The 19,570-nt window shown below is 48.2% G+C and carries 17 protein-coding genes; 9 read left to right on the top strand and 8 right to left on the bottom strand.

Annotated elements, in window-relative coordinates; genetic code table 11:
* Positions 1 to 3 precede the first annotated feature (3 nt).
* Together prpF and ACRRSW_RS00260 are read left to right on the top strand one after the other, a co-directional pair.
* Positions 4 to 1,182 (top strand): 2-methylaconitate cis-trans isomerase PrpF, encoded by a 1,179-nt coding sequence (prpF, locus tag ACRRSW_RS00265; RefSeq protein WP_432460571.1) that lies wholly within the window; start codon positions 4 to 6, stop codon positions 1,180 to 1,182.
* Between the two features lie 104 nt (positions 1,183 to 1,286).
* Positions 1,287 to 3,227, top strand: a complete 1,941-nt coding sequence (locus tag ACRRSW_RS00260; protein WP_432455204.1) for a propionyl-CoA synthetase — start codon at positions 1,287 to 1,289, stop codon at positions 3,225 to 3,227.
* A gap of 423 nt (positions 3,228 to 3,650) precedes the next feature.
* Here ACRRSW_RS00260 and efpL read toward each other — a convergent pair whose 3' ends face one another.
* Entirely contained in the window at positions 3,651 to 4,226 is a 576-nt protein-coding gene (gene efpL / locus ACRRSW_RS00255) for an elongation factor P-like protein EfpL (RefSeq protein ID WP_432455206.1), read from the bottom strand.
* 726 nt (positions 4,227 to 4,952) lie between these two features.
* On the opposite strand from efpL, the gene ACRRSW_RS00250 reads away from it, so the two are divergent.
* Positions 4,953 to 6,176: a dicarboxylate/amino acid:cation symporter gene (locus ACRRSW_RS00250; protein ID WP_432460570.1), complete on the top strand. Its 1,224-nt coding sequence runs from the start codon at positions 4,953 to 4,955 to the stop codon at positions 6,174 to 6,176.
* 133 nt (positions 6,177 to 6,309) lie between these two features.
* Here ACRRSW_RS00250 and ACRRSW_RS00245 read toward each other — a convergent pair whose 3' ends face one another.
* Genes ACRRSW_RS00245 through ACRRSW_RS00235 form a run of 3 tightly spaced genes read right to left on the bottom strand, consistent with a single transcriptional unit; the run spans position 6,310 to position 9,608 of the window.
* Positions 6,310 to 7,671 carry a sigma 54-interacting transcriptional regulator gene (locus ACRRSW_RS00245; RefSeq protein ID WP_432455208.1) on the bottom strand — a complete coding sequence of 454 codons (1,362 nt, stop codon included), beginning with the start codon at positions 7,669 to 7,671 and terminating at the stop codon, positions 6,310 to 6,312.
* On the bottom strand, positions 7,658 to 8,182 hold the full coding sequence (locus tag ACRRSW_RS00240; RefSeq protein ID WP_432455209.1) for a hypothetical protein: 525 nt from the start codon (positions 8,180 to 8,182) through the stop codon (positions 7,658 to 7,660). Before ACRRSW_RS00240 ends, ACRRSW_RS00245 begins: the two co-directional genes overlap by 14 nt.
* Positions 8,172 to 9,608 carry an ATP-binding protein gene (locus ACRRSW_RS00235; RefSeq protein WP_432460569.1) on the bottom strand — a complete coding sequence of 479 codons (1,437 nt, stop codon included), beginning with the start codon at positions 9,606 to 9,608 and terminating at the stop codon, positions 8,172 to 8,174. The genes ACRRSW_RS00240 and ACRRSW_RS00235 overlap by 11 nt, the downstream gene beginning before the upstream one ends.
* Before the next feature lie 345 nt (positions 9,609 to 9,953).
* Between ACRRSW_RS00235 and ACRRSW_RS00230 the strand changes: the two genes are divergently transcribed.
* From ACRRSW_RS00230 to ACRRSW_RS00205, 6 genes are all read left to right on the top strand, one after another.
* The gene (locus tag ACRRSW_RS00230) at positions 9,954 to 10,301 is read left to right on the top strand and encodes a hypothetical protein (protein ID WP_432460568.1); all 348 of its coding nucleotides are present in this window, start codon (positions 9,954 to 9,956) and stop codon (positions 10,299 to 10,301) included.
* Between the two features lie 419 nt (positions 10,302 to 10,720).
* Positions 10,721 to 11,830 carry an aspartate-semialdehyde dehydrogenase gene (gene asd, locus ACRRSW_RS00225; RefSeq protein ID WP_432455212.1) on the top strand — a complete coding sequence of 370 codons (1,110 nt, stop codon included), beginning with the start codon at positions 10,721 to 10,723 and terminating at the stop codon, positions 11,828 to 11,830.
* Positions 11,831 to 12,198: 368 nt separating this feature from the next.
* Complete coding sequence (locus ACRRSW_RS00220) at positions 12,199 to 13,224, top strand: GGDEF domain-containing protein (RefSeq protein ID WP_432460567.1); 1,026 nt, start codon at positions 12,199 to 12,201, stop codon at positions 13,222 to 13,224.
* A 375-nt stretch (positions 13,225 to 13,599) separates the two neighbouring features.
* Positions 13,600 to 14,439: a hypothetical protein gene (locus ACRRSW_RS00215; protein WP_432460566.1), complete on the top strand. Its 840-nt coding sequence runs from the start codon at positions 13,600 to 13,602 to the stop codon at positions 14,437 to 14,439.
* A gap of 11 nt (positions 14,440 to 14,450) precedes the next feature.
* Complete coding sequence (locus ACRRSW_RS00210; protein ID WP_432460565.1) at positions 14,451 to 15,470, top strand: Gfo/Idh/MocA family oxidoreductase; 1,020 nt, start codon at positions 14,451 to 14,453, stop codon at positions 15,468 to 15,470.
* 63 nt (positions 15,471 to 15,533) lie between these two features.
* Positions 15,534 to 16,250 (top strand): sulfite exporter TauE/SafE family protein, encoded by a 717-nt coding sequence (locus ACRRSW_RS00205; RefSeq protein WP_432455216.1) that lies wholly within the window; start codon positions 15,534 to 15,536, stop codon positions 16,248 to 16,250.
* Positions 16,251 to 16,289: 39 nt separating this feature from the next.
* Here ACRRSW_RS00205 and ACRRSW_RS00200 read toward each other — a convergent pair whose 3' ends face one another.
* From ACRRSW_RS00200 to ACRRSW_RS00185, 4 genes are all read right to left on the bottom strand, one after another.
* Positions 16,290 to 16,604 (bottom strand): DUF3301 domain-containing protein, encoded by a 315-nt coding sequence (locus ACRRSW_RS00200; RefSeq protein ID WP_432455217.1) that lies wholly within the window; start codon positions 16,602 to 16,604, stop codon positions 16,290 to 16,292.
* Between the two features lie 75 nt (positions 16,605 to 16,679).
* A complete protein-coding gene (locus tag ACRRSW_RS00195; RefSeq protein ID WP_432460564.1) occupies positions 16,680 to 17,099 on the bottom strand; it encodes a secondary thiamine-phosphate synthase enzyme YjbQ in 420 nt (139 codons plus the stop codon).
* A 292-nt stretch (positions 17,100 to 17,391) separates the two neighbouring features.
* Positions 17,392 to 18,984 carry a GMC family oxidoreductase N-terminal domain-containing protein gene (locus ACRRSW_RS00190; RefSeq protein ID WP_432455219.1) on the bottom strand — a complete coding sequence of 531 codons (1,593 nt, stop codon included), beginning with the start codon at positions 18,982 to 18,984 and terminating at the stop codon, positions 17,392 to 17,394.
* On the bottom strand, positions 18,977 to 19,507 hold the full coding sequence (locus ACRRSW_RS00185; RefSeq protein ID WP_432460563.1) for a twin-arginine translocation signal domain-containing protein: 531 nt from the start codon (positions 19,505 to 19,507) through the stop codon (positions 18,977 to 18,979). Before ACRRSW_RS00185 ends, ACRRSW_RS00190 begins: the two co-directional genes overlap by 8 nt.
* Between the last annotated feature and the right edge of the window lie 63 nt (positions 19,508 to 19,570).

Raw genomic sequence — 19,570 nt, 5'->3', positions numbered from 1 at the left:
ATCATGACTTATCCGGCACAGATCCGCATCCCAGCCACCTATATGCGGGGTGGCACCAGTAAAGGGGTATTTTTTAAACGCGATGACCTGCCACCAGCCGCGCAACAAGCTGGTGCCGCGCGTGATGCCCTGTTACTAAGGGTGATCGGCAGCCCCGATCCCTACGGCAAACAAACCGATGGCATGGGCGGGGGAACCTCCAGTACCAGCAAGGCGGTGATCTTATCCACCAGCCAACATCCAGAACACGATGTCGATTACCTATTTGGCCAGGTGTCCATCGATACCGCCAAAGTGGATTGGAGTGGTAACTGCGGCAACCTGACTGCGGCAGTCGGCGCCTTTGCGATTCATGCCGGGTTGGTCGATCCGCAACGCATCCCCGACAACGGCATCGCCGAGGTCCGAATTTGGCAGGCCAACATTGGCAAAACTATTCTTGCCCATGTCCCGATCAGCCAAGGCCAGGTCCAAGAAACGGGGGCCTTCGAGCTAGATGGTGTGACCTTCCCCGCCGCCGAAATACGCTTGGAGTTTCTCGACCCCGCCGACAGCGATGGCTCGATATTTCCCACAGGGAAACTGATGGAGCAGTTAGATGTACCGGGTGTGGGGAGCCTCAAGAGCACCATGATTAACGCCGGAATTCCCACCATCTTTATTCAAGCCGACGAACTGGGCTACCAAGGGACCGAGCTACAAGAGGCGATTAATAATGATGCGCGCGCCTTAGCCATGTTTGAGTCGATCCGTGCCCATGGCGCGCTGCGCATGGGACTTATTTCGTCGCTACAAGAGGCGGAGCAACGCCAACACACCCCCAAAGTTGCCTTTGTCTCACCAGGCAAAGACTACCAGAGCGCCAGCGGTAAAACCGTAAAACAAGGCGACATCGATTTACTGGTGCGGGCACTGTCGATGGGCAAGTTACACCACGCCATGATGGGTACCGCAGCGGTCGCCATTGGCACCGCGGCTGCCATTCCCGGCACATTGGTCAATTTAAACGCTGGCGGTAAGGCCCGCGAAACAGTGCGCTTTGGCCATCCTTCTGGCAGTTTAACGGTTGGAGCACAGGCACGAGAACTCAATGGCCAATGGCAAATCAGCAAAGTTGCGATGAGTCGCAGCGCCAGGATCTTAATGGAAGGTTGGATCCGAGTACCCGGCGACGACGATTAAAGCGCCACCAAGCACACTAAATCAGCCGCGGCACTGCCAGCGGAGCCAAGCAGACATCCGCCCCTTGCCAAGAGGTAACTAGCTTAGGGACGAGGAGGAAAAAGATGAATATGCAACACCATGAACCCATGCGCCCCATCGGCAACGAGCAACAAAACGGTGATTATCAACAAACCATCAACTATGCCAATCAGCACCGCGAGCAGTTTTGGTTAAGCCAAGCGCAACAATTAGCCTGGTACAAGCCACCCCAAGAGGCACTCAGCCAGGACGAATATGGCAACTATCGCTGGTTTGCCGACGGTGAAATGAACACCGCTTATCTGGCGCTCGACTATCATTGCGAGCAAGGGCGAGGCAATCAAACGGCGCTGATTTATGACTCTCCGGTGAGTCATAGTCAGCAAAAATTCTCCTACTTTCAGCTTCGCGATCAGGTAGCACAAACCGCTGGTATGTTGGCTCAGCAAGGCGTGAGAAAAGGCGACCGGGTAGTCTTGTACATGCCGATGATCCCCCAAGCCGCCATCGCCATGTTAGCCTGCGCTCGCCTAGGAGCCATTCACTCGGTGGTATTTGGTGGTTTTGCAGCCCAGGAATTAGCGGTGCGTATTAACGATGCTCGGCCCAAGGTTATCATGACCGCCAGCTGCGGCCTCGAAGGCAGCAAGGTGATTAACTACCTGCCGATGGTGAGCCTTGCCCTGGAGCAAAGCCAACAAATGGAAACCCCAGTTCTAGTATGGCAACGCCCACAGCAAGCGGTTGGTTTTAATCAACAGTACCTCAACTGGCGGCAGCTGCAACAACAAGCACCCGCCGCCGATTGTGTGCCGGTAAAAGCCACCGACCCGCTGTATATCTTGTATACCTCGGGCACCACGGGCAAACCTAAAGGCGTGGTTCGCGACAATGGCGGCCACGCAGTAGCGATGCACTATTCAATGCACAGCGTTTACCAAATGGTACCCGGCGAAGTATTTTGGGCGGCTTCCGATGTCGGCTGGGTGGTGGGCCACTCTTACATTGTGTATGCCCCGCTCATCAAAGGCTGCACCACCATTTTGTATGAAGGTAAACCAGTACGAACCCCCGATGCAGGTGCCTTTTGGCGAGTAGCAAGCGAACATAAAGTGAAAGTACTATTTGCCGCCCCCACCGCCTTTCGGGCCATTAAAAAAGAAGATCCCGAAGGGGCCTTGGTAAAAAACTATGACCTCAGCCAGCTACGCGATATTTTCATGGCGGGCGAGCGTTTAGACCCACCCACTCTCGACTGGACCCTTGCCAAAACCGATAAACCAGTTACCGACCACTGGTGGCAAACCGAAACCGGTTGGGCGATAGCCGGCAATCCTTTGGGTTTAGAGCGCATGCCAGTCAAGGCGGGCAGCGCCACCAAGCCATTGCCCGGTTATCAGGTAAGCATTTTAGATGAAATGGGTGAGCCCTGCGCTGCCAATCAGCAAGGTTTTATTGCCATCCAATTACCGCTTCCCCCAGGTTGCTTAAGCACCATTTGGGGCGATCAGGCCCGTTTCGAATCTGCCTATTTAAAACAATTTCCCGGCTACTATGTATCCGGTGATGGCGGTTACATCGATGAAGATGGCTACCTGTTTGTCATGGGTCGTATCGACGATGTAATTAACGTGGCTGGCCACCGCCTATCAACTGGCGAAATGGAAGAAGTGGTGGGCGCTCATCCGGCTGTGGCAGAGTGCGCGGTGATTGGCAGCCACGATGAGTTGAAAGGCCAAGTGCCCTTCGGTTTGGTGGTGCTTAAAGACGGCGTACAACAAGCAGACCATGAGATTTCAAAAGAGCTGATTAAAAAAGTCCGCCAAGAAATTGGTCCTATCGCCTGTTTTACTCAGGCGATTATCGTGCAGCGTCTGCCCAAAACACGTTCCGGGAAAATACTACGTCGCACCCTGCGTCAACTGGCCGATGGTGAAGACTACGCCATCCCCTCTACCATCGACGACCCCAGCAGCCTCAGCGAAATAGAAGAATTAATGCGCCAAGGTCGAGTGATGATTTAACAAAGCCTGGCTCCATCAGCGCTTAAAGCAATGAGAATAGAAAGCCACTTTTAAAAGTGGCTTTCTATATTGTGTTTAATAACAATAATCGCTAGTATTCGGCCTGTTAACTAAGATTAAATCCATCAATAGCAAGCTTAGACAAACGGTGGCCCCCCACACAGCCGGTGACTTTAGCCAGTCCCAAGCTAAAAGCCTACTCAAACGATGTTTACCAAAGCATTTATGCAGCGCTGGCATGCCGTAACCCCTAATGAATACCAGATTGGCCTCGACCAGCTCATGTTGAAGCAAGGACTCACCCAAATTCGCTACATAGGCTTCATTCGCACACTATGCACTGAGAGCCGCAAAATTTGTCTACCGGTTCAAAACCAAAAAAGCAGCTATAAAGCTGCTTTCCTATCCATCAATCACTGCAAATCACGACTTATCGGCGCGACTCATAAACTTCTTCTCGGTGGTGCTGATCTTAATCTTCTCACCACTGGAGATATACTCCGGCACCTGTACCGACAAACCTGTGCTTAAAATCGCAGGCTTCGTACGCGCACTGGCGGAAGCGCCTTTAATGGAAGGATCGGTTTCCACAATCAGCATCTCAACGCTGGCCGGTAATTCAATAGCCACAGGCTCTCCACTCACGGTGACCACTTGGATACCACTGGTCTCTTCGGTAATGAAGGGCACTTCGTCAGCAATGGTTTCTTTATTGAGGTTGTAGGGCGTGTAGTCTTCATTATCCATAAATACATACTCGTCGCCATCGATGTAAGAGAACATCACTTGATGACGACTAACATCGGCCAAGCTAATCATTTCGTCAGCTTTAAAGCTTTCATCAGCTTTGGCGCCTGTGGCGACATCGTAGAGCCGCATCCGGTATAAACTCGCGCCTGCTCGGCCACTAGGGGTAAGCTTCACAATATCTTTCACGAAAAAAACTTTGCCGTTATGTTCAATCGCGGCGTTCTTTTTAATGTCACTGGCCTTTGGCATGGCTGAGGTTCCTTAAATAATTCGAGCACAAAAAATATCATGATCTAATTTTAAGGCAATAGTTATGCTTCGTTTACGCCAACTTAAGCAGGCCAACACCCAACACGCCCCATCTCGCGCGCCAATTAATATGATAATGCGGCTGCATTAAACGGCAAAGGCATCAAACCAACAATTCACTTACTTCTTTCAAGAGGTTTCGGTACCAACTCAAGTAAATCATCAGCGAGGCACCTATTCACTGGTTGTCAGTTCTTTGCTGGCGCGATGATATTCTCCCGGCGCTGGTTTGTGGTAATGCTGTTATCGATGTAATGATTCACTTGCCAGACAAGAATCGGCGACAAGCAAGCCAAATTGTTGCGCCCCCCCTCCGAACGGTCTTTTCCCAATGCAATTAACAATCATGAAAGGTTCACCCAGCGAGGTAACGTTGAGGTCTGCGGAACCAAGACTCAAGCAGACGACAAGCCGCAGCTTATAAGGGTTTAGAACACTTGACGCAGACAACTGATAAAGAAATTTAAAGAAAAATTGCAGTGCAAACAACTATAGATGCAGAGAATAATTTTAAATTTGGCGAGTATTTAACCGAAAATATAATTTTTTATATCTTAAATTGCAATAATAACAGCATAAAGAATGACCAAATCCATCAATTCAAGTACAATGCGCGACCATCAAAAACAAGGGTGCAACCCCAAATCGATTCAAATAGGAATATTGATGGACGCAACACAACCGCTGTATAAAAATATTGGTATACAAGTCATCATCGCAATGATTCTTGGGACCATCGTTGGCACACTGATGGGAGAACAGGCGGCAATGTTTGCACCTCTTGGCGCCATCTTCATCCACTTAATAAAAATGCTGGTGATCCCACTGATTGGCGTCTCAATTATCGCGGGTGCGGCAAATTTAGGAAATAGCCCTGCAGCCGGTAAAATCGGCATTACCACCTTTGCTTTCTTCCTTGGCACTTCGGCGGTCGCGGTTATTCTAGCGCTGGTGATGGGCCATATCTTCCAACCGGGTAGCGGTCTGGACTTGAGCCAAGCCAGCCATTTATTCTCCAATGAATACGCCGACAAAGGCAGTGTACCCGGCGTGATGGAAACCATCATCGGCATGATCCCTCAGAACATCTTTGCTTCTTTAATGGATGCTAATATTCTGCAAATCATGGTGTTCTGCCTATTCTTAGGAATTGCTATTTCGAAACAACCTAAGGCCAAAACAGCCCCTTTAATGGAAAGCTTAGACACCATCATTTCTGCTTTCATTTGGATGATTAACATCGTGATGATCATTGCCCCTATTGGTGTATTTGGTTTGATGGCGGAGTCGGTAGGCACCCTTGGCTTCAGTATGTTAACGCTGGTTGCCAAGTTATTTGCAGTGTATGTCGCCGCGATTTTAATTTACGGCTTAGTATTCTACCCTCTCACCATCAAACTATTCTCCAAGACTTCGGTTCGCCAGTTCATGAATGTAATGACAAAGCCGCAAGCGGTCGCTTTATCCACCGCATCTTCGATGGCAACCCTACCGGTCACCATGGAAGTTGTCGAAGAAGAATTAAACATCTCTAAAGCAACCGCCTCCTTTGTATTGCCACTGGGCGCCACCATTAATATGAGTGGCAACGCCATCTATTACGGTTTAGTTGCAGTATTCTTCGCGCAAATTTTTCAGGTCGACTTAGGTTTTGCCGCTTACGCCGCGATTATCTTTACTGCAACGCTTGGTGCAATTGGTCAAGCGGGTGTACCCGGCCCTTCATTCTTAGTGGTCGCAGTCTTATTGGCCGCAGGGATCCCCATCGAAGGTCTACCGCTATTATTTGCCTTAGACCGAATCTTCGACATGCTCCGAACATCGCTGAACATCACTGGCGATGCCGCTTGTGCGGTGATCGTGGATCGTTTCAACGAGAAACACCTTTAAACACAAAAAGACTTGGAGTGCCACTGCTAGCGCTCCAATCTCTGGTGACTCAAAGACCAGCGAAAAGTGTTCTCTCGTCCCAAGCGATCACAGCAAGCGCGCGAAGTGCGGCAAGCAATGACACTTTGATTGATTAAGCGCGAAACGATTCGGGGCGTAGGTGGTGACGTTCCAGCAATTTATAAAATTCCGTGCGATTACGCATCGCTAACCTTGCCGCCTGACTCACATTCCCTTGAGTGAGACGTAATAGGCGAGCTAAATAACTTCGCTCAAACTCATCTCTGGCTTGTGAAAAGCTAACTAGCTCAGCTTTTTCACGCAGTGCTCGCTGCACCAGTTGCACAGGGATCAACGGCCCCGTGGATAAGGCATTGGTTTGCTCTACCACATTCATCAGCTGGCGAACATTGCCCGGCCAACGCGCCGCCACCAAACTGGCCATCGCATCGGGCGAATAGGTTTTAACCGCCACACCTTGTCGGTCGGCAATTTGCTGACTGAAATGATGCACCAACAGGGGAATATCTTCCTGACGTTTCGCCAGAGGCGGTAGGTCTAATTCCACCACATTGAGTCGGTAGTATAAATCTTCCCGAAACTGCTGTTGCTGTACCGCCTGATAAAGATCTTGGTGAGTTGCCGAAACGATGCGCACATCTACCGCAACATGTTTTGTCGATCCCACCGGGCGCACTTCGCGTTCTTGCAAAGCTCGCAATAACTTCACCTGCACACTTAAGGGGGTATCGGCAATTTCGTCCAAAAACAAGGTGCCGCCCTGAGCCGCCTGAAACAAACCATTGTGCGCATGAGCTGCGCCACTAAAGGCCCCTTTCACATGACCAAATAGTTCCGACTCAAATAAACCCTCGGGAATGGCTGCACAATTCACCGCAACAAAAGGGCCTTGGCTGCGCGAGCTTGCATAGTGAATCGCCTTAGCCAGCAATTCTTTACCCGAACCACTTTCACCTTGGATCATGATATTCACATCACTCGGTGCCACTTGCTGAATTTGCTTGAGCAACACCTCCATTACTGGACTACGACTAATGATATCTTGTCGCCAAGCTGGCGGCTCACAACTGCGAACCGACTCGCCTGCGGGTTGCTGTAAGTGCAGCGCTTCGGCCACCTTAGCTAATAACTCTTGACTGTCAAAAGGTTTGGTTAAGTAGCCAAATACACCTTGTTGAGTGGCGGCAATCGCATCCGGAATATTGCCATGAGCCGTCAATAACATTACAGGCAGACTGGGATAGCGTTGTTTAATGGCATTGAACAAGGCTAAGCCATCCATGCCATCCATGCGTACGTCACTGATCACCAATTCCGCCGGATAACTTTCTAATTCGGCCAGAGCTTGTTTGGCACTGGCAACCGCTCGTACCTGATAACCAGCCGATTGCAAACGCAAGCTAATCAGGCGCAATAAACTAGGGTCGTCATCGACAACTAAAAGGTTGCCGCCATGTGGGTTAATTTCGTTCATTTAATTGCTGCTCAATTCGAGTGAGTTCATCTAGTTGCATCTTTAATGCCGCAATTTGCTGTTGTAATAATAGCTGTTGCTGTTTTTGGTTAGCGCCCAAATTTTCATATTTATGCTGCCACTTTAGCGCATCACTCAATTGATCATTTAGCGCCAGCAGCATCCCCTGCTGAGCAAAGCTGCCTTGGCTGGCAAAAGCCTGGCTCAAGGCTGCATGAGCTCGATGCGGATTTTTCACTGGTGATCTCTTATAAGCATATAACAGGCCGAGTTTTACCGGATTATCACCCAACTGTGGATCTTGCAATAAAATCTCTAACTCATTGAAGATCTGATCATCGCTCATCTCCGCTAAGCGCAAATAATAGGCCGAGGGCGTAAAAATACCGTTCATACTCAACTGGGCGTCGCAAACTAGCGCCACCTGATTTTCCCCCTCAGGTAACAGCTGACAAGCCGTTAAACCGAGTGTAAATAAAGCCAATAAACCTAGCTTGGCACTACTTTTCATGCTGTTGGTTTCCTTGTAATCCTTCGACTAAAAACCGGCTGCCTGGACTTAAACGCTGATAGCGTAGCTGTGCGTGTTGTCGTTCAACCAATTCTTTGGCAATCGTTAAACCGAGACCGCTGCCCTTAAGGCGTGGATCTTTGGCTGCCGGCCCTTGCACAAAAGGCTGAAAGATTCGGCTTTGCAAATCATCGTCGATACCTTGACCTTGATCGTCGATATAGAGGCTCACCCCCGCAGACCCCACGAAAGAACCCAACACTATTTGACCATGATCGGGAGAGAACTTAATCGCGTTAGACAACAAATTGTCAACGATCACCCGCAGTTGCTCCTTATTTGCAACAACACTTGGCTGCTGAATATCCAATTGAGTCGTTAAGTGACGGCTACTTAAACTTAATCGATGACTTGCGAGAACCTGCTCCACCAGCGCCCTAATATCAACCCCTTGCGAAGCTTGTTGCAGCGGCGTATCCAATAGTAAATTGAAATCGAGTAAAGCCTCGATTAACTGTTGTAGTCGTAAGCTACTGTCTCGTAAAATTTCGGTGATTTCCTGTTGCTGCGCATTCAGTGGCCCAGCACTATTATCGTAGAGTAATTCATTACCCTCACGGATCGCCGCCAAAGGCGTTTTGAGCTCATGGGAAATATGCCGAATAAAACTGGTTTTTTGCTGCTCTAAGCTAAGCAAACGCAGTCGCATCTCATCTAAAGCATCGGCGATAGCCATCACTTCACTGGCACCACTCACTTTAATAGCTTGGTCAAATTCACCCGATTTAAGACGCGCGATTTGCGGCCGCAGTTGTTGCAGCGGTCGAGTAACGACCAGCACCAGTAATACCGCCGCAGCTAAAGCGAAGGGCAGCCCCAGCATACTTAACATCAAGCGCCGTTGCGCCGATTGGGTACTTTGCTCCAGTTGTTGAGCGAGCTCTTTCACCAAGATTTGACTACGTTGATCGAAACTCTTTCCTAATTCAGACAAGCGATTAAACTGTCGATTTAACTGCTTATTATCATTGGATTTCGGTTGCGCCATTAACTTACCGAGACTCACTAACTGCTGCTGTAATTGCGCGACAATACTCAATAGCGCGGGGTCATGATGTTGTTGCTGAAAGGCCACCAATCCACCCGACAACTTTTGCCATTGATCCTGGTATAAACTCAGTAGATTCTCGTCGGCTAATACCCTAAATTGACGGGCACTACGCTCTAAATCGAGTAAGTTCTCGTCTAAACGTTTACTACTGGAAACCACCTCAGCGGCCAAAAAAGCAGTTTGTTGGCCCTGCATGGAGACCTGTTGTAAATAGTAAGAAGCTAACAACAAACTCAATAACAGCGGCAACCCCAGAGTAGCCAAAGCCCAAAAACTCAGACGACGAATTGAAGCAAGCGCACGAAAATTAATCAATGGGCCAATCCTAGCAATAAATATCCGATAAATTGCGCCTATAATGCCAGAGATAGTTAAAAATTATACTGTCGCCAGATAGCGACAATGAGAAACGCGCCACAATCTATTGGTAAGTATTTGATGTCGATGTGATTTATCTGAATCGCTAGAATAAATTAGCCCTTGGCTAACACAGCACCAAACCACCTGTCGCCTTAGCACGACAGTATGTCCAGCAGTAATTAGTTAAACCATTGATTTGTAATAATTAAATTATTTGGCTCAATTTATGCTTTTGTAGGACCTATACCACGAGCCCCTCTAAACCGCTCGTCTAGCTTAAAATAAATAATAGGGACCACTATGCAACAGTTTGAACAGCGCTGCCTACGCATTGGCGATTGGATTTTTGAAATTAAGATGGTCCGAGCGATCAGAGTTAGCGAATATGGTCAGCCCTATGATGCCTGTGCCAATATCAACTTCAACGGCACTCAAGCGTATTTTGACAATCAACTGACTCGAAACGATAGCGCCTTTACAGCCAAAGACTTTGCCACCTTCGTGGAGTTTTGCCAAGAAATGGGGATCAGCGATGCCAGCTACGATCGCTATAGCCAAGGTAAACGCCGCACCCGAATCATTACCATCGGTGAAGATCCTCGCCAATCATCTAAAGTCGTTAATTTTCCCTACAGCGGTTCTGCTTAAGCGCAGAGCTCGTTATCAACGAGCTTAAAACTGCCGGTATCTATTGGAGATGCGAGGCTTGGTAGAACTTTGACGCTTAAGCTTGGTTTGGATTAAATAGTTTTAGTCACGAAAAAGGTCTAAATAAGTGACGCAAACCCTTCTCTGTTTTTCTTTCAAAATGGGAAGCAAGAAATAAAAACTGAATTATCAAACGTATCGGGCCACCGCAGAGAGTGCGCCCCCCCCTTCGCTTGAATTGGCATGCTTCCCATACCTAGCCTTCGCGATATAAACAAACTGCTGTAAAAATAATCACAAAAGCGCAACCGGGCCTAGTGTTCAGCGCTTGCCAATGGTAATCTCAAAAGTTCGTGAAGACGGCGTCTTGGCGAAATAGCAAACACTCAATATTATAAAATAAAGGATGTAAGCAAGCCATGAGAGTAGGTTTGGTTGGTTGGCGCGGTATGGTGGGTTCCGTGTTAATGCAACGTATGCGAGAAGAAAACGATTTTGCCCACATTGACCCTGTTTTTTTTAGTACTTCGCAAGTTGGCATTGCCGGCCCGGATGTCGGTACAGGTAAGACCAGCTTACTCGATGCCTTTGACATCGACAGCCTAAAAACCATGGATACCATCATTACCTGCCAAGGCGGAGATTACACCAAAGCTGTGTATCCCAAATTACGCGCCAGTGGTTGGGATGGTTATTGGATTGATGCCGCTTCAGCCTTACGTATGGAAGACGATGCCATCATTGTACTCGATCCAGTTAACCGCGATGTGATTGACCAAGCGCTCAACAAAGGGATCAAAACCTACGTGGGTGGCAACTGCACAGTGTCACTGTTACTCATGGCGATTGGTGGTTTATTTGAAAAAGAGCTGATCGAATGGGTAAGCCCTATGACTTACCAAGCCGCTTCGGGTGCTGGTGCGCGTAACATGCGGGAATTAATCAGCCAAATGGGCGCTATTCGTGATGATGTTGCCGAAGAGCTAGCAGACCCAGCCTCTGCGATCCTCGACATCGACCGTAAAGTTGCCGAGAAAATGCGTGCCGACGATTTCCCGAGTGATCAATTTGGGGTACCACTAGCGGGTAGCTTAATCCCATGGATTGACGTCCCACTACCAAGTGGCCAAAGTAAAGAAGAATGGAAAGCACAAGTCGAAGCCAACAAAATTTTAGGCACCAGCGAGCAAGCGACTCCCATCGACGGGATCTGTGTGCGAATTGGCGCAATGCGTTGTCATAGTCAAGCGCTGACCATCAAACTGAAAAAAGACCTCCCTGTGGCAGAGATCGAACAAATTCTTGCCGAGCATAACGATTGGGTAAAAGTGATCCCCAACCAGCGAGAGCTTTCAGTTGAAGAACTCACCCCAACCAAGGTCACTGGCACGCTCAGTGTTCCCGTAGGCCGCATTCGCAAACTCAGTATGGGGCCAGAGTATATCTCGGCTTTTACTGTCGGTGATCAGTTACTCTGGGGCGCGGCAGAGCCATTGCGCAGAATGCTACGTATTTTGATCGCAAAATAATCAAGCACTTCAGCCCAGTCAAACTTGCTGGGCTGACTTTACTTATCCCCCAGCAAAACTCCTCTAAATAAAAAAAACCTCGTGATAGCGTAAAGTTAACTAAGCTGTAATGAGTAATGGTTGGCAATTAAAAAATGGTTTTAAGCGCTCATTGACCAAGACTTAAACGATAGGTGAGCGATGACAAGATAGTCATACTCTTCCATTTATCTACGCATCAAAGCATTTAAATCACAATTATTGCTAATCAAATCACCTATAGTTGATCAGTAAATCAGTTATCATAGCCTTGGGTTTGGGTATGTTGCACTCTCCGTTACATTTCGCAATCACCAAACAGGGACAGTCTCAATATCGATGGAACTCTTATGAGCCAAAAACTATTTAAGAAAGCGACTCTAAATTTAAAGAAAGCTGTACCACTGATGATGAAGTATCAGATCCCGGCCACCCCCAACAATTATGCCTTGTGGTATCTGTATGTCGATGACCAAAATCCTGAACTAAATGCCGCTATTGATGAAATAATTAGTGAATATGACACAGTCCCCACCACCAATAGCCAAGTGTTATACCAAAACCATATTGCCAGCCAAGATCAATTAAATATCGAGAGCATGCGTCTTAACTTGGAAGCCATGGCTACCGAATTATCGCAAACCATGCTTGATACCGGCAGTGATGCGAGTACTTTTCAGTCCAATATCGACCGTAACTTTGCCAAACTCAATCGTATTGAAGAAGATGGCGTTCCCTTAGAGCAAGTGCTCGGATTAGTTCGTAACTTAGTCGAGGATGCCGCCAATATTCGTCAAAGTACCAATTTCTTTAATTCGCAATTGGGTAAAGCCAAGGCTGAAATAGAAAACTTAAAAAGCAAACTAAAAGAAACCGAAAAAGAAGCGCTCTACGATGCCCTCACTGGCGCTTTAAATCGTCGAGCCTTCGATACCGATTTTAAGCAACTATACGATACGACTCCGCAGGGACTCTGCATCATTTTAGCCGATATCGATCACTTCAAGGCCTTTAATGATAGTTACGGACACATTCTCGGTGACCAAGTTTTAAGAGTCGTGACCAAACGGATCCAAGAGGCCTGTAGAGACGGGGCTAAAGCCTATCGTATCGGCGGCGAAGAGTTTGCGATTCTCTGTCCGAAATCGAATATACGCTCGGCCAGGCAATTAGCCGAATCAGTCCGTCGCGCGATAGAAAAGCTTAGCCTTAAAGATCGCCGATCCCACCAGCGCATCGACAACATCACCTGCTCCTTTGGTGTTGCTGAATATAACCCTATTAGTAAATCACAGGCGATTGTCGAATCAGCCGATGCGCAACTCTACGAAGCAAAACGCTTAGGCCGAAATCGAGTAATGCCGATCGTCAGTTAAAATCCCGAGATACGGTGAACTCATCGACCAACAGTCACAAACTCGAAACGGCGGTAAACGCCATTTTATACTGACTAACTTATGCTGGTCGGCTGGTTGTTCCAGCCCAGAATTCTGTTCAGAACTGCTCATGTTGCGTTCCTCATTCATGCCATTAAAGCTATCCATAGGCTGCAACAATCCTATAAAAACACCATGAATTTTTGATGAACAATTTACTAACGCCTCAGCAAACGGCATAGTTGTGGCTACTCCACAATCCAAGAGTTAATTGCGACACCATGATTCAGCGAATGGCGCTCAAGCCTCGACCAAACTGCCAATTTTTGGCAACTCAAACGGTAGCTCATTCCCTCTGCATTCACGAGGATGCCAATGCTTAAAGTAATCGCCCTTATCGCCCTATTAATGTTCGGTACACTCGCTGGATTAGTGCTATTTCCACCGCCAAGCAGTGACTTTCAACACAGTCCTTTAGCCGATGAAACACTTAAGCCAGAACTAAAAGCCGAGTTAACTGGGATCCCTAATGCCGCCAGCTTGCTCTGGCAAACAGAGAAACAACAGTGGCTCATTGGCACGCTTGCCCCACAAACCGTCATGGTGAACGGCTCCGCTCAATTGGCTTATCTCAATCCCCAACTCAAGCGCGCAGAACTGGTACCACTCCCCACCAGCGGAGACATTGCAGACCTAACCATGATTGATCAACACTTACTGGCAATTTCTGCGGATGGACGTTTGCTATTCTTTAGCCAAGCCGGCGAACAGTGGAAGTTTATCGATAAACGGAAGTGGCTCAAGGGCGGACTAATCCATAAAACGGCAGGCGTGATATGGGACTCCCAAACCAAGCAATTGTATAGTTGCGAGCGAGAAGGCTTAAAACGTTGTTATCGCGGCAACCGCGAGGGCCAACAAGCAAGCTCATTTAACTTAGTGATGGCAGATCCGAATCAACAACAAAGCCTACAAGAATACCAATTGGGCAGTATGGCTTGGCATCAAGGCAACTGGTATATACTGAGTCCTCGCTTTAGCAGTCTATTAAAAGTTGACCCACAAAGCGGTCAAGTCCTAAAAATATCAGCGCTAGCACAGCCAGACACGGCCCAAGCGATTGCCAGTAATGGCAAACAATTATGGTTACTCAGCGTCACACGCCAGCAACCTGACCGAGTTAAACTCTCAACCATTCCTTTGTCTACCCCCTAACAGGAGCGGTCATGTTAAACGTTGCTATCATTGGTTTTGGTTTATCGGGGCGAGTATTTCACGCCCCGCTCATTCAAGCTTGTCCACAACTTAAGCTGTTCGCGATTGCCAGCTCGCAGCAGGCCTCGATTACTGAGCGCTACCCGCATGTTCTGTGTCTTGATCCGCAACAGGTCATCGACCACCCTGAAGTCGACATTGTAGTGATAGCCAGCCCGAATTCGGTACATGCCGAACAAGCAGAACAGGCCATGTTGGCAGGTAAACACGTGATTGTCGAAAAGCCACTGGCGCTGAATAGCCAACAATGCTTACGTTTGCAACAAGTCGCCCAACAGACAGGAAAGTACTTAAGTGTATTTCACAATCGCCGCTGGGATAGTGACTTTCTCACCATTCAAGGCCTCATCAAGCAACAACGCTTGGGGAAATTACATAGCTATAGCGCCCATTTTCACCGCTATCGGCCAGTTGTGAAAACCCGCTGGAAAGAACTCGACCCTCAGGGTGGCGGTGTTTTATATGACTTAGGCGCCCACCTGATTGATCAAGCACTGTGTTTGTTTGGCCCCCCCCAACAACTATGGGCTCATCTTGCCATGCAACGCCCTGGAGCTAAGAGTGTCGACAGCTTTGACTTACATTTAATCTATCCCGAGTTAAAGGTGCAGTTAAGCTGCAACTCTTTAATGCTTGAACCAGGCCCTCGCTTTCAGTTACATGGCGATCGAGGCTCCTACGCAAAATGGGGAATGGATCCGCAAGCACAACAACTAACGGTGGGACTGTCACCGAAGGCGCAACACTTTGGCAAAGACTCAAATCGTAGCGAAATTCATCTCGCCAACCAAGCCACCGTGCATCAAAGCTTAAGCAAAGGCAATTATCCGGCCTTTTATGATAACTTTGCCGCCGCAGTGCTCCATGGTGAACCGCTGGCCATTAGCGCTCAACAAGCCAGTGATGTGATTCGAGTAATAGAACTCGCCACCCTGAGCCACCAGCAGCAACAACGATGCAACTTCAACTAAACCCATCGAGAAATCGCTCACGGGCTAAGCCCTGTTAGCCCAATATCAATAAGGAATACTTTGGTGATTACCCTGCTGGCCTGCCTACTGATCTTTATCGGTTCGTTGGTCCAATACACAATTGGCTTTGGCTTGGCGGTGATTGCCGCGCCATTACTATTTCAGCTCTCGCCCATCTATGTACCTGGTCCGGTGGTGATTGTTGCGCTGGTGATCTCCATCTTCAGCGCCGTCGAGCATCGCAGCAGCATCTCATTGAATGGCTTAAAAGCAGCCATACTCGGTCGGATCCCTGGCACAATTGCCGGTGGCGCTTTACTCTATTGGGCAGACTTGGCCAGCTTAAGCTTTTGGTTAGGTTTATCGGTACTGATCGCGGTGGCCATCAGTTTATTACCAGTGCGCCTCGCCCCGACTCCGAAGCGCATGGCGATCGCAGGTTTTATGTCTGGGTTTATGGGCACCAGCAGTTCCATTGGTGGGCCGCCCATGGCATTGTTACTGCAGCATCAACAAGCAGGCTATTTGCGCGCAAACTTATCAGCATTTTTTGTGGTGAGCTGTTTATTATCACTGCTAGTACAAGTGCCTATCGGTTATATGTCGCTGCAACACTTACAAGCCAGTTTACCCTTAATTCCGGCGGCTTTAGCGGGCGTTTGGTGTGGCAGGCGCTACGGTAAACGACTGCCACAGCGATGGATGCGCAGCTTTTCACTAACGCTATGTGCGATATCGGGTGGTTCCGCACTACTCAGCTACTTTTTAAGTGCTCATTAGTACAGCAGCAAATATATTCAACTGTAGGGTCAACCTTTACTAATGTAAGGGTTCGAAGGATTCATCAATCCGATAGGCTGGTAAATCAAACTTATATTGGCTACCAGCCATGATCAACAAGGCCTGATAACGGCTCTCTCCGGTCGAAGAAAATTCAAATTGGTAGCAGCGGCACCAGCGCCAATGGCCAGCTATTTTTTGCGGTTTTTCTTGTTTAAAATTGAGATCGAGTAGCTGCAAATCAAGCTGCTGACATTTTTGCTTAATCAAATGTTGCGCACGCTCGGCGTCTTTACGGCGACGCCAAAAAAACAACACGATAGCCATAAAAATAAAGATCGCTAATAAGTCCATCGCACCATCTTCAGTTTGAGGAATGAACAAGATGTCGAGGAGGGTAACTCAGCACGTTGGAGTTCTTTACTCAGCTTATTCACCGTTGATCGTCACCACAATTTGCCGACGACCGCCTTGCTCACGATGTTCGCCTAAATAAATACCTTGCCAAATACCTAAGTTAAGCTCTCCGGAGCTGAGCGGCAAGGTGAGTTCGCAACCTAATAAGCTACTTTTTATATGTGCAGGCATATCATCGGGACCTTCATAAGTATGCTGATAATAGCCCGCATTCTCAATCACCATATGATTAAAATGAGCTTCTATATCATGCCGCACACTGGGATCGGCATTTTCATTCAAGCTTAAACTCGCACTGGTATGTTGTAACAAGAAATGACACAGCCCCACATTAAACTGCTTTAATTCTGGTAGCTGTAATAGTAACTCTTCGGTAATTAAGTGAAAGCCACGAGGCCGAGCCTTAAGTCTTACCAAACGTTGTAACCACATTAAATAAGGCCTTTAGTCTATGTTCTAGAACGTATTTCAAGTATAGCTGTCTGTCTCCTTGATACTGGGCAGCGCGAGGGCCAAAACAGGCAACCTACACACGCTTGAATCGATAAACAAATTAAACAGCATTCGATTAACATCCCTAGACTAACAGTGGGCGCTTAAGTTTGTAAATACACTAACTCTGCTTATCTTTCTCAATTACGATGACCACCGCAGGTTTATAGTTTATTCAGGTGGTACCGAGCAGTGGTTTAAGAGAAACAAGCATAGACCAAGCGCCCACCATTCAGGGCACACTCAGCGCAAGCTTGGCGGCAAGTCGCTGACTATTCCGCAAAGCTAAGGCATAGATCGTAAGCTGAGGATTTGCACCTAAACTGGTTGGAAAAACCGAACCGTCGATCACAGTCAAGCCAGCCAAGAGACGAAAATTGCCATCTTCATCAACCACCGACGATGCCGCTTCCCCCCCCATTGCACATCCCCCCATCACGTGTGCCGATGCCAAACGAGTGGCCAATGGCTGCATGGCCAATTGCTTGATAAACGACTGGGCCTCAGTCCAACTGTTCAGTTGCCGACTTTGTTCGTGTAAGGGGTAAACCTGTTTAGCCCCGGCGGCAAATTGTAACTCAGCGATACTCAGCAGCGCTCGCCTAGCACCATCCCACAGGTAATCACTCAGATGATAATCCAGCATCGGGCTAGCATCGTCTCGCAGCTTAACCTGCCCACCGTGACTTTGTTCATGAAAGCCATCCCGCAACAATCCAATCGTCACTTGTAGATGATTCATTTGTTGCATCATTTCACTATGAAAGCGGCCAAAGCCGGTCAGTTTGGTGGCCAATAAAATCGGATGAACCGGTGGTACTTCCAATTTGTAACCACAGCGCCCTTCTACACCATCACGCCATACAAAGTGATCGGAATATACGGACTGTGGCGCACCTTGATGACTTAATACTGGCTGTTCGAATAAGGCTCCACTAATCACACTCGGATGTAAAAACGTGCGTTTACCGATCAATTGATTCGGATCAGGTACCTTTGAGCGCAACAATATCGCTGGCGAACCAATAGCACCAGCTGCTAGGATCACGTGTCGCGCATTCACTTTAATTTCGATTTGCCTTGGACGTTGCTGTTGATCTAAGGCTTGTAAGCTTGCACCCCGCACCCGTTGTTGCTTAATATTTAAGCTTTCTACCCGAAATCGGCTTAGTAAACTGGCCCCTAGATTAAGCGCTGCAGGGATGGTGGTCACCAGCATCGACTGTTTTGCATTAGTCGGGCACCCCATCCCACAGTACCCCAAATTCCAGCACTGCCTGACATTCCGCGGAACCGCTTTATGAGACCAACCAAGCGCCTCACAGCCCTTGGCTAACAGCGCATTATTGGCATTATTGGCCAACCAGGGACGGATCCCTAACTGCTGCTCAACCTGTTCAAAATAGGGCTGTAAATTCTCGGATGTTAACTGACGAATGCCCCAACGCCGCTGCCAATGCAGTAACGTGGATTCCGGGGTTCGCAGCGAAGTCGTCCAATTTACGGTAGTGGACCCCCCAACACAGCGTCCCTGAAAAATGCTAATCGCTTTATCTTTGGTTTTACGAGCGGCAGATTCCTGATAGAGATCGGGATAGGCTTGACGCTCTTGCATTTTAAAATCTTGGCTCGTTTTTAGCGGTCCCTCATCAACCAAAATAACCTTGAAGCCCGCTTCTGCGATAACCTGAGCGCTAATCCCACCACCAGCACCACTGCCAATGATCAACACATCACAATCCAATTGACGATTATCTTGCAAACTTGCCCCATCAAGATGTGACCATCCGTCGGCAAGCCCTTCGACAATCCAATCTTTAATCATGAAACAGTCCCTTCACTTGGGCTGGTAATTGATAAGCCAACAGAGGCCAAACCTCGGGGTCGCCATAACAGGCCGCCATGATCAGCTCATGTAAGCCTTGATAAGTCTGGCGTAATAGCTGCAAATAATGCATCTGCCAGGTCCTCAACAAGACTATTTTTTGCTGAGTGCTGAGTTCACTAAGCTGACTACTTCCAGCACTGAGTAATAACCATCCGCCCCGCGACTGTAATAAGTCCAACAGTTGGCGTAATTCAGCCCGACTATGCGCAGCCAATCCACTGATCGCAACATCAACATTATTTAAAATACGCAGCATCGCGAGGTCATCCTGGTCACTAAATTGCCCCTGCACAAACACAGGGATCAACGCCAGCAGGATCTGTTGATGCTGCGCCGATAACGCGAGTTGGGGATTGGCTTGGTAGCGTAAGGGATAACTAGCAAATAACCACTGGCCACCGCCTGCCATCGCCGCGATGGCTGTAGCACCTTGCAAAAATTGTCGCCGAGAAATACTCACCCTCGCTCCCAATCCATCATCATTTCACCTTGAACTCAGATCAACAAAATAAGATACCATGAG

This window comes from Agarivorans sp. QJM3NY_25 (genome assembly GCF_050870875.2).
Lineage (GTDB): Bacteria > Pseudomonadota > Gammaproteobacteria > Enterobacterales > Celerinatantimonadaceae > Agarivorans.
Note: the sequence above shows the minus strand (reverse complement) of the source record. Positions and strands in the feature narration are given on the sequence as shown.

Excerpts from the sequence above, each read along its gene's own strand:
- prpF (WP_432460571.1), top strand. The coding sequence starts at position 4 with ATGACTTATCCGGCACAGATCCGCATCCCAGCCACCTATATGCGGGGT.
- ACRRSW_RS00260 (WP_432455204.1), top strand. The coding sequence starts at position 1,287 with ATGAATATGCAACACCATGAACCCATGCGCCCCATCGGCAACGAGCAA.
- efpL (WP_432455206.1), bottom strand. The coding sequence starts at position 4,226 with ATGCCAAAGGCCAGTGACATTAAAAAGAACGCCGCGATTGAACATAAC.
- ACRRSW_RS00250 (WP_432460570.1), top strand. The coding sequence starts at position 4,953 with ATGGACGCAACACAACCGCTGTATAAAAATATTGGTATACAAGTCATC.
- ACRRSW_RS00245 (WP_432455208.1), bottom strand. The coding sequence starts at position 7,671 with ATGAACGAAATTAACCCACATGGCGGCAACCTTTTAGTTGTCGATGAC.
- ACRRSW_RS00240 (WP_432455209.1), bottom strand. The coding sequence starts at position 8,182 with ATGAAAAGTAGTGCCAAGCTAGGTTTATTGGCTTTATTTACACTCGGT.
- ACRRSW_RS00230 (WP_432460568.1), top strand. The coding sequence starts at position 9,954 with ATGCAACAGTTTGAACAGCGCTGCCTACGCATTGGCGATTGGATTTTT.
- asd (WP_432455212.1), top strand. The coding sequence starts at position 10,721 with ATGAGAGTAGGTTTGGTTGGTTGGCGCGGTATGGTGGGTTCCGTGTTA.
- ACRRSW_RS00220 (WP_432460567.1), top strand. The coding sequence starts at position 12,199 with ATGAGCCAAAAACTATTTAAGAAAGCGACTCTAAATTTAAAGAAAGCT.
- ACRRSW_RS00215 (WP_432460566.1), top strand. The coding sequence starts at position 13,600 with ATGCTTAAAGTAATCGCCCTTATCGCCCTATTAATGTTCGGTACACTC.
- ACRRSW_RS00210 (WP_432460565.1), top strand. The coding sequence starts at position 14,451 with ATGTTAAACGTTGCTATCATTGGTTTTGGTTTATCGGGGCGAGTATTT.
- ACRRSW_RS00200 (WP_432455217.1), bottom strand. The coding sequence starts at position 16,604 with ATGGACTTATTAGCGATCTTTATTTTTATGGCTATCGTGTTGTTTTTT.
- ACRRSW_RS00195 (WP_432460564.1), bottom strand. The coding sequence starts at position 17,099 with ATGTGGTTACAACGTTTGGTAAGACTTAAGGCTCGGCCTCGTGGCTTT.
- ACRRSW_RS00190 (WP_432455219.1), bottom strand. The coding sequence starts at position 18,984 with ATGATTAAAGATTGGATTGTCGAAGGGCTTGCCGACGGATGGTCACAT.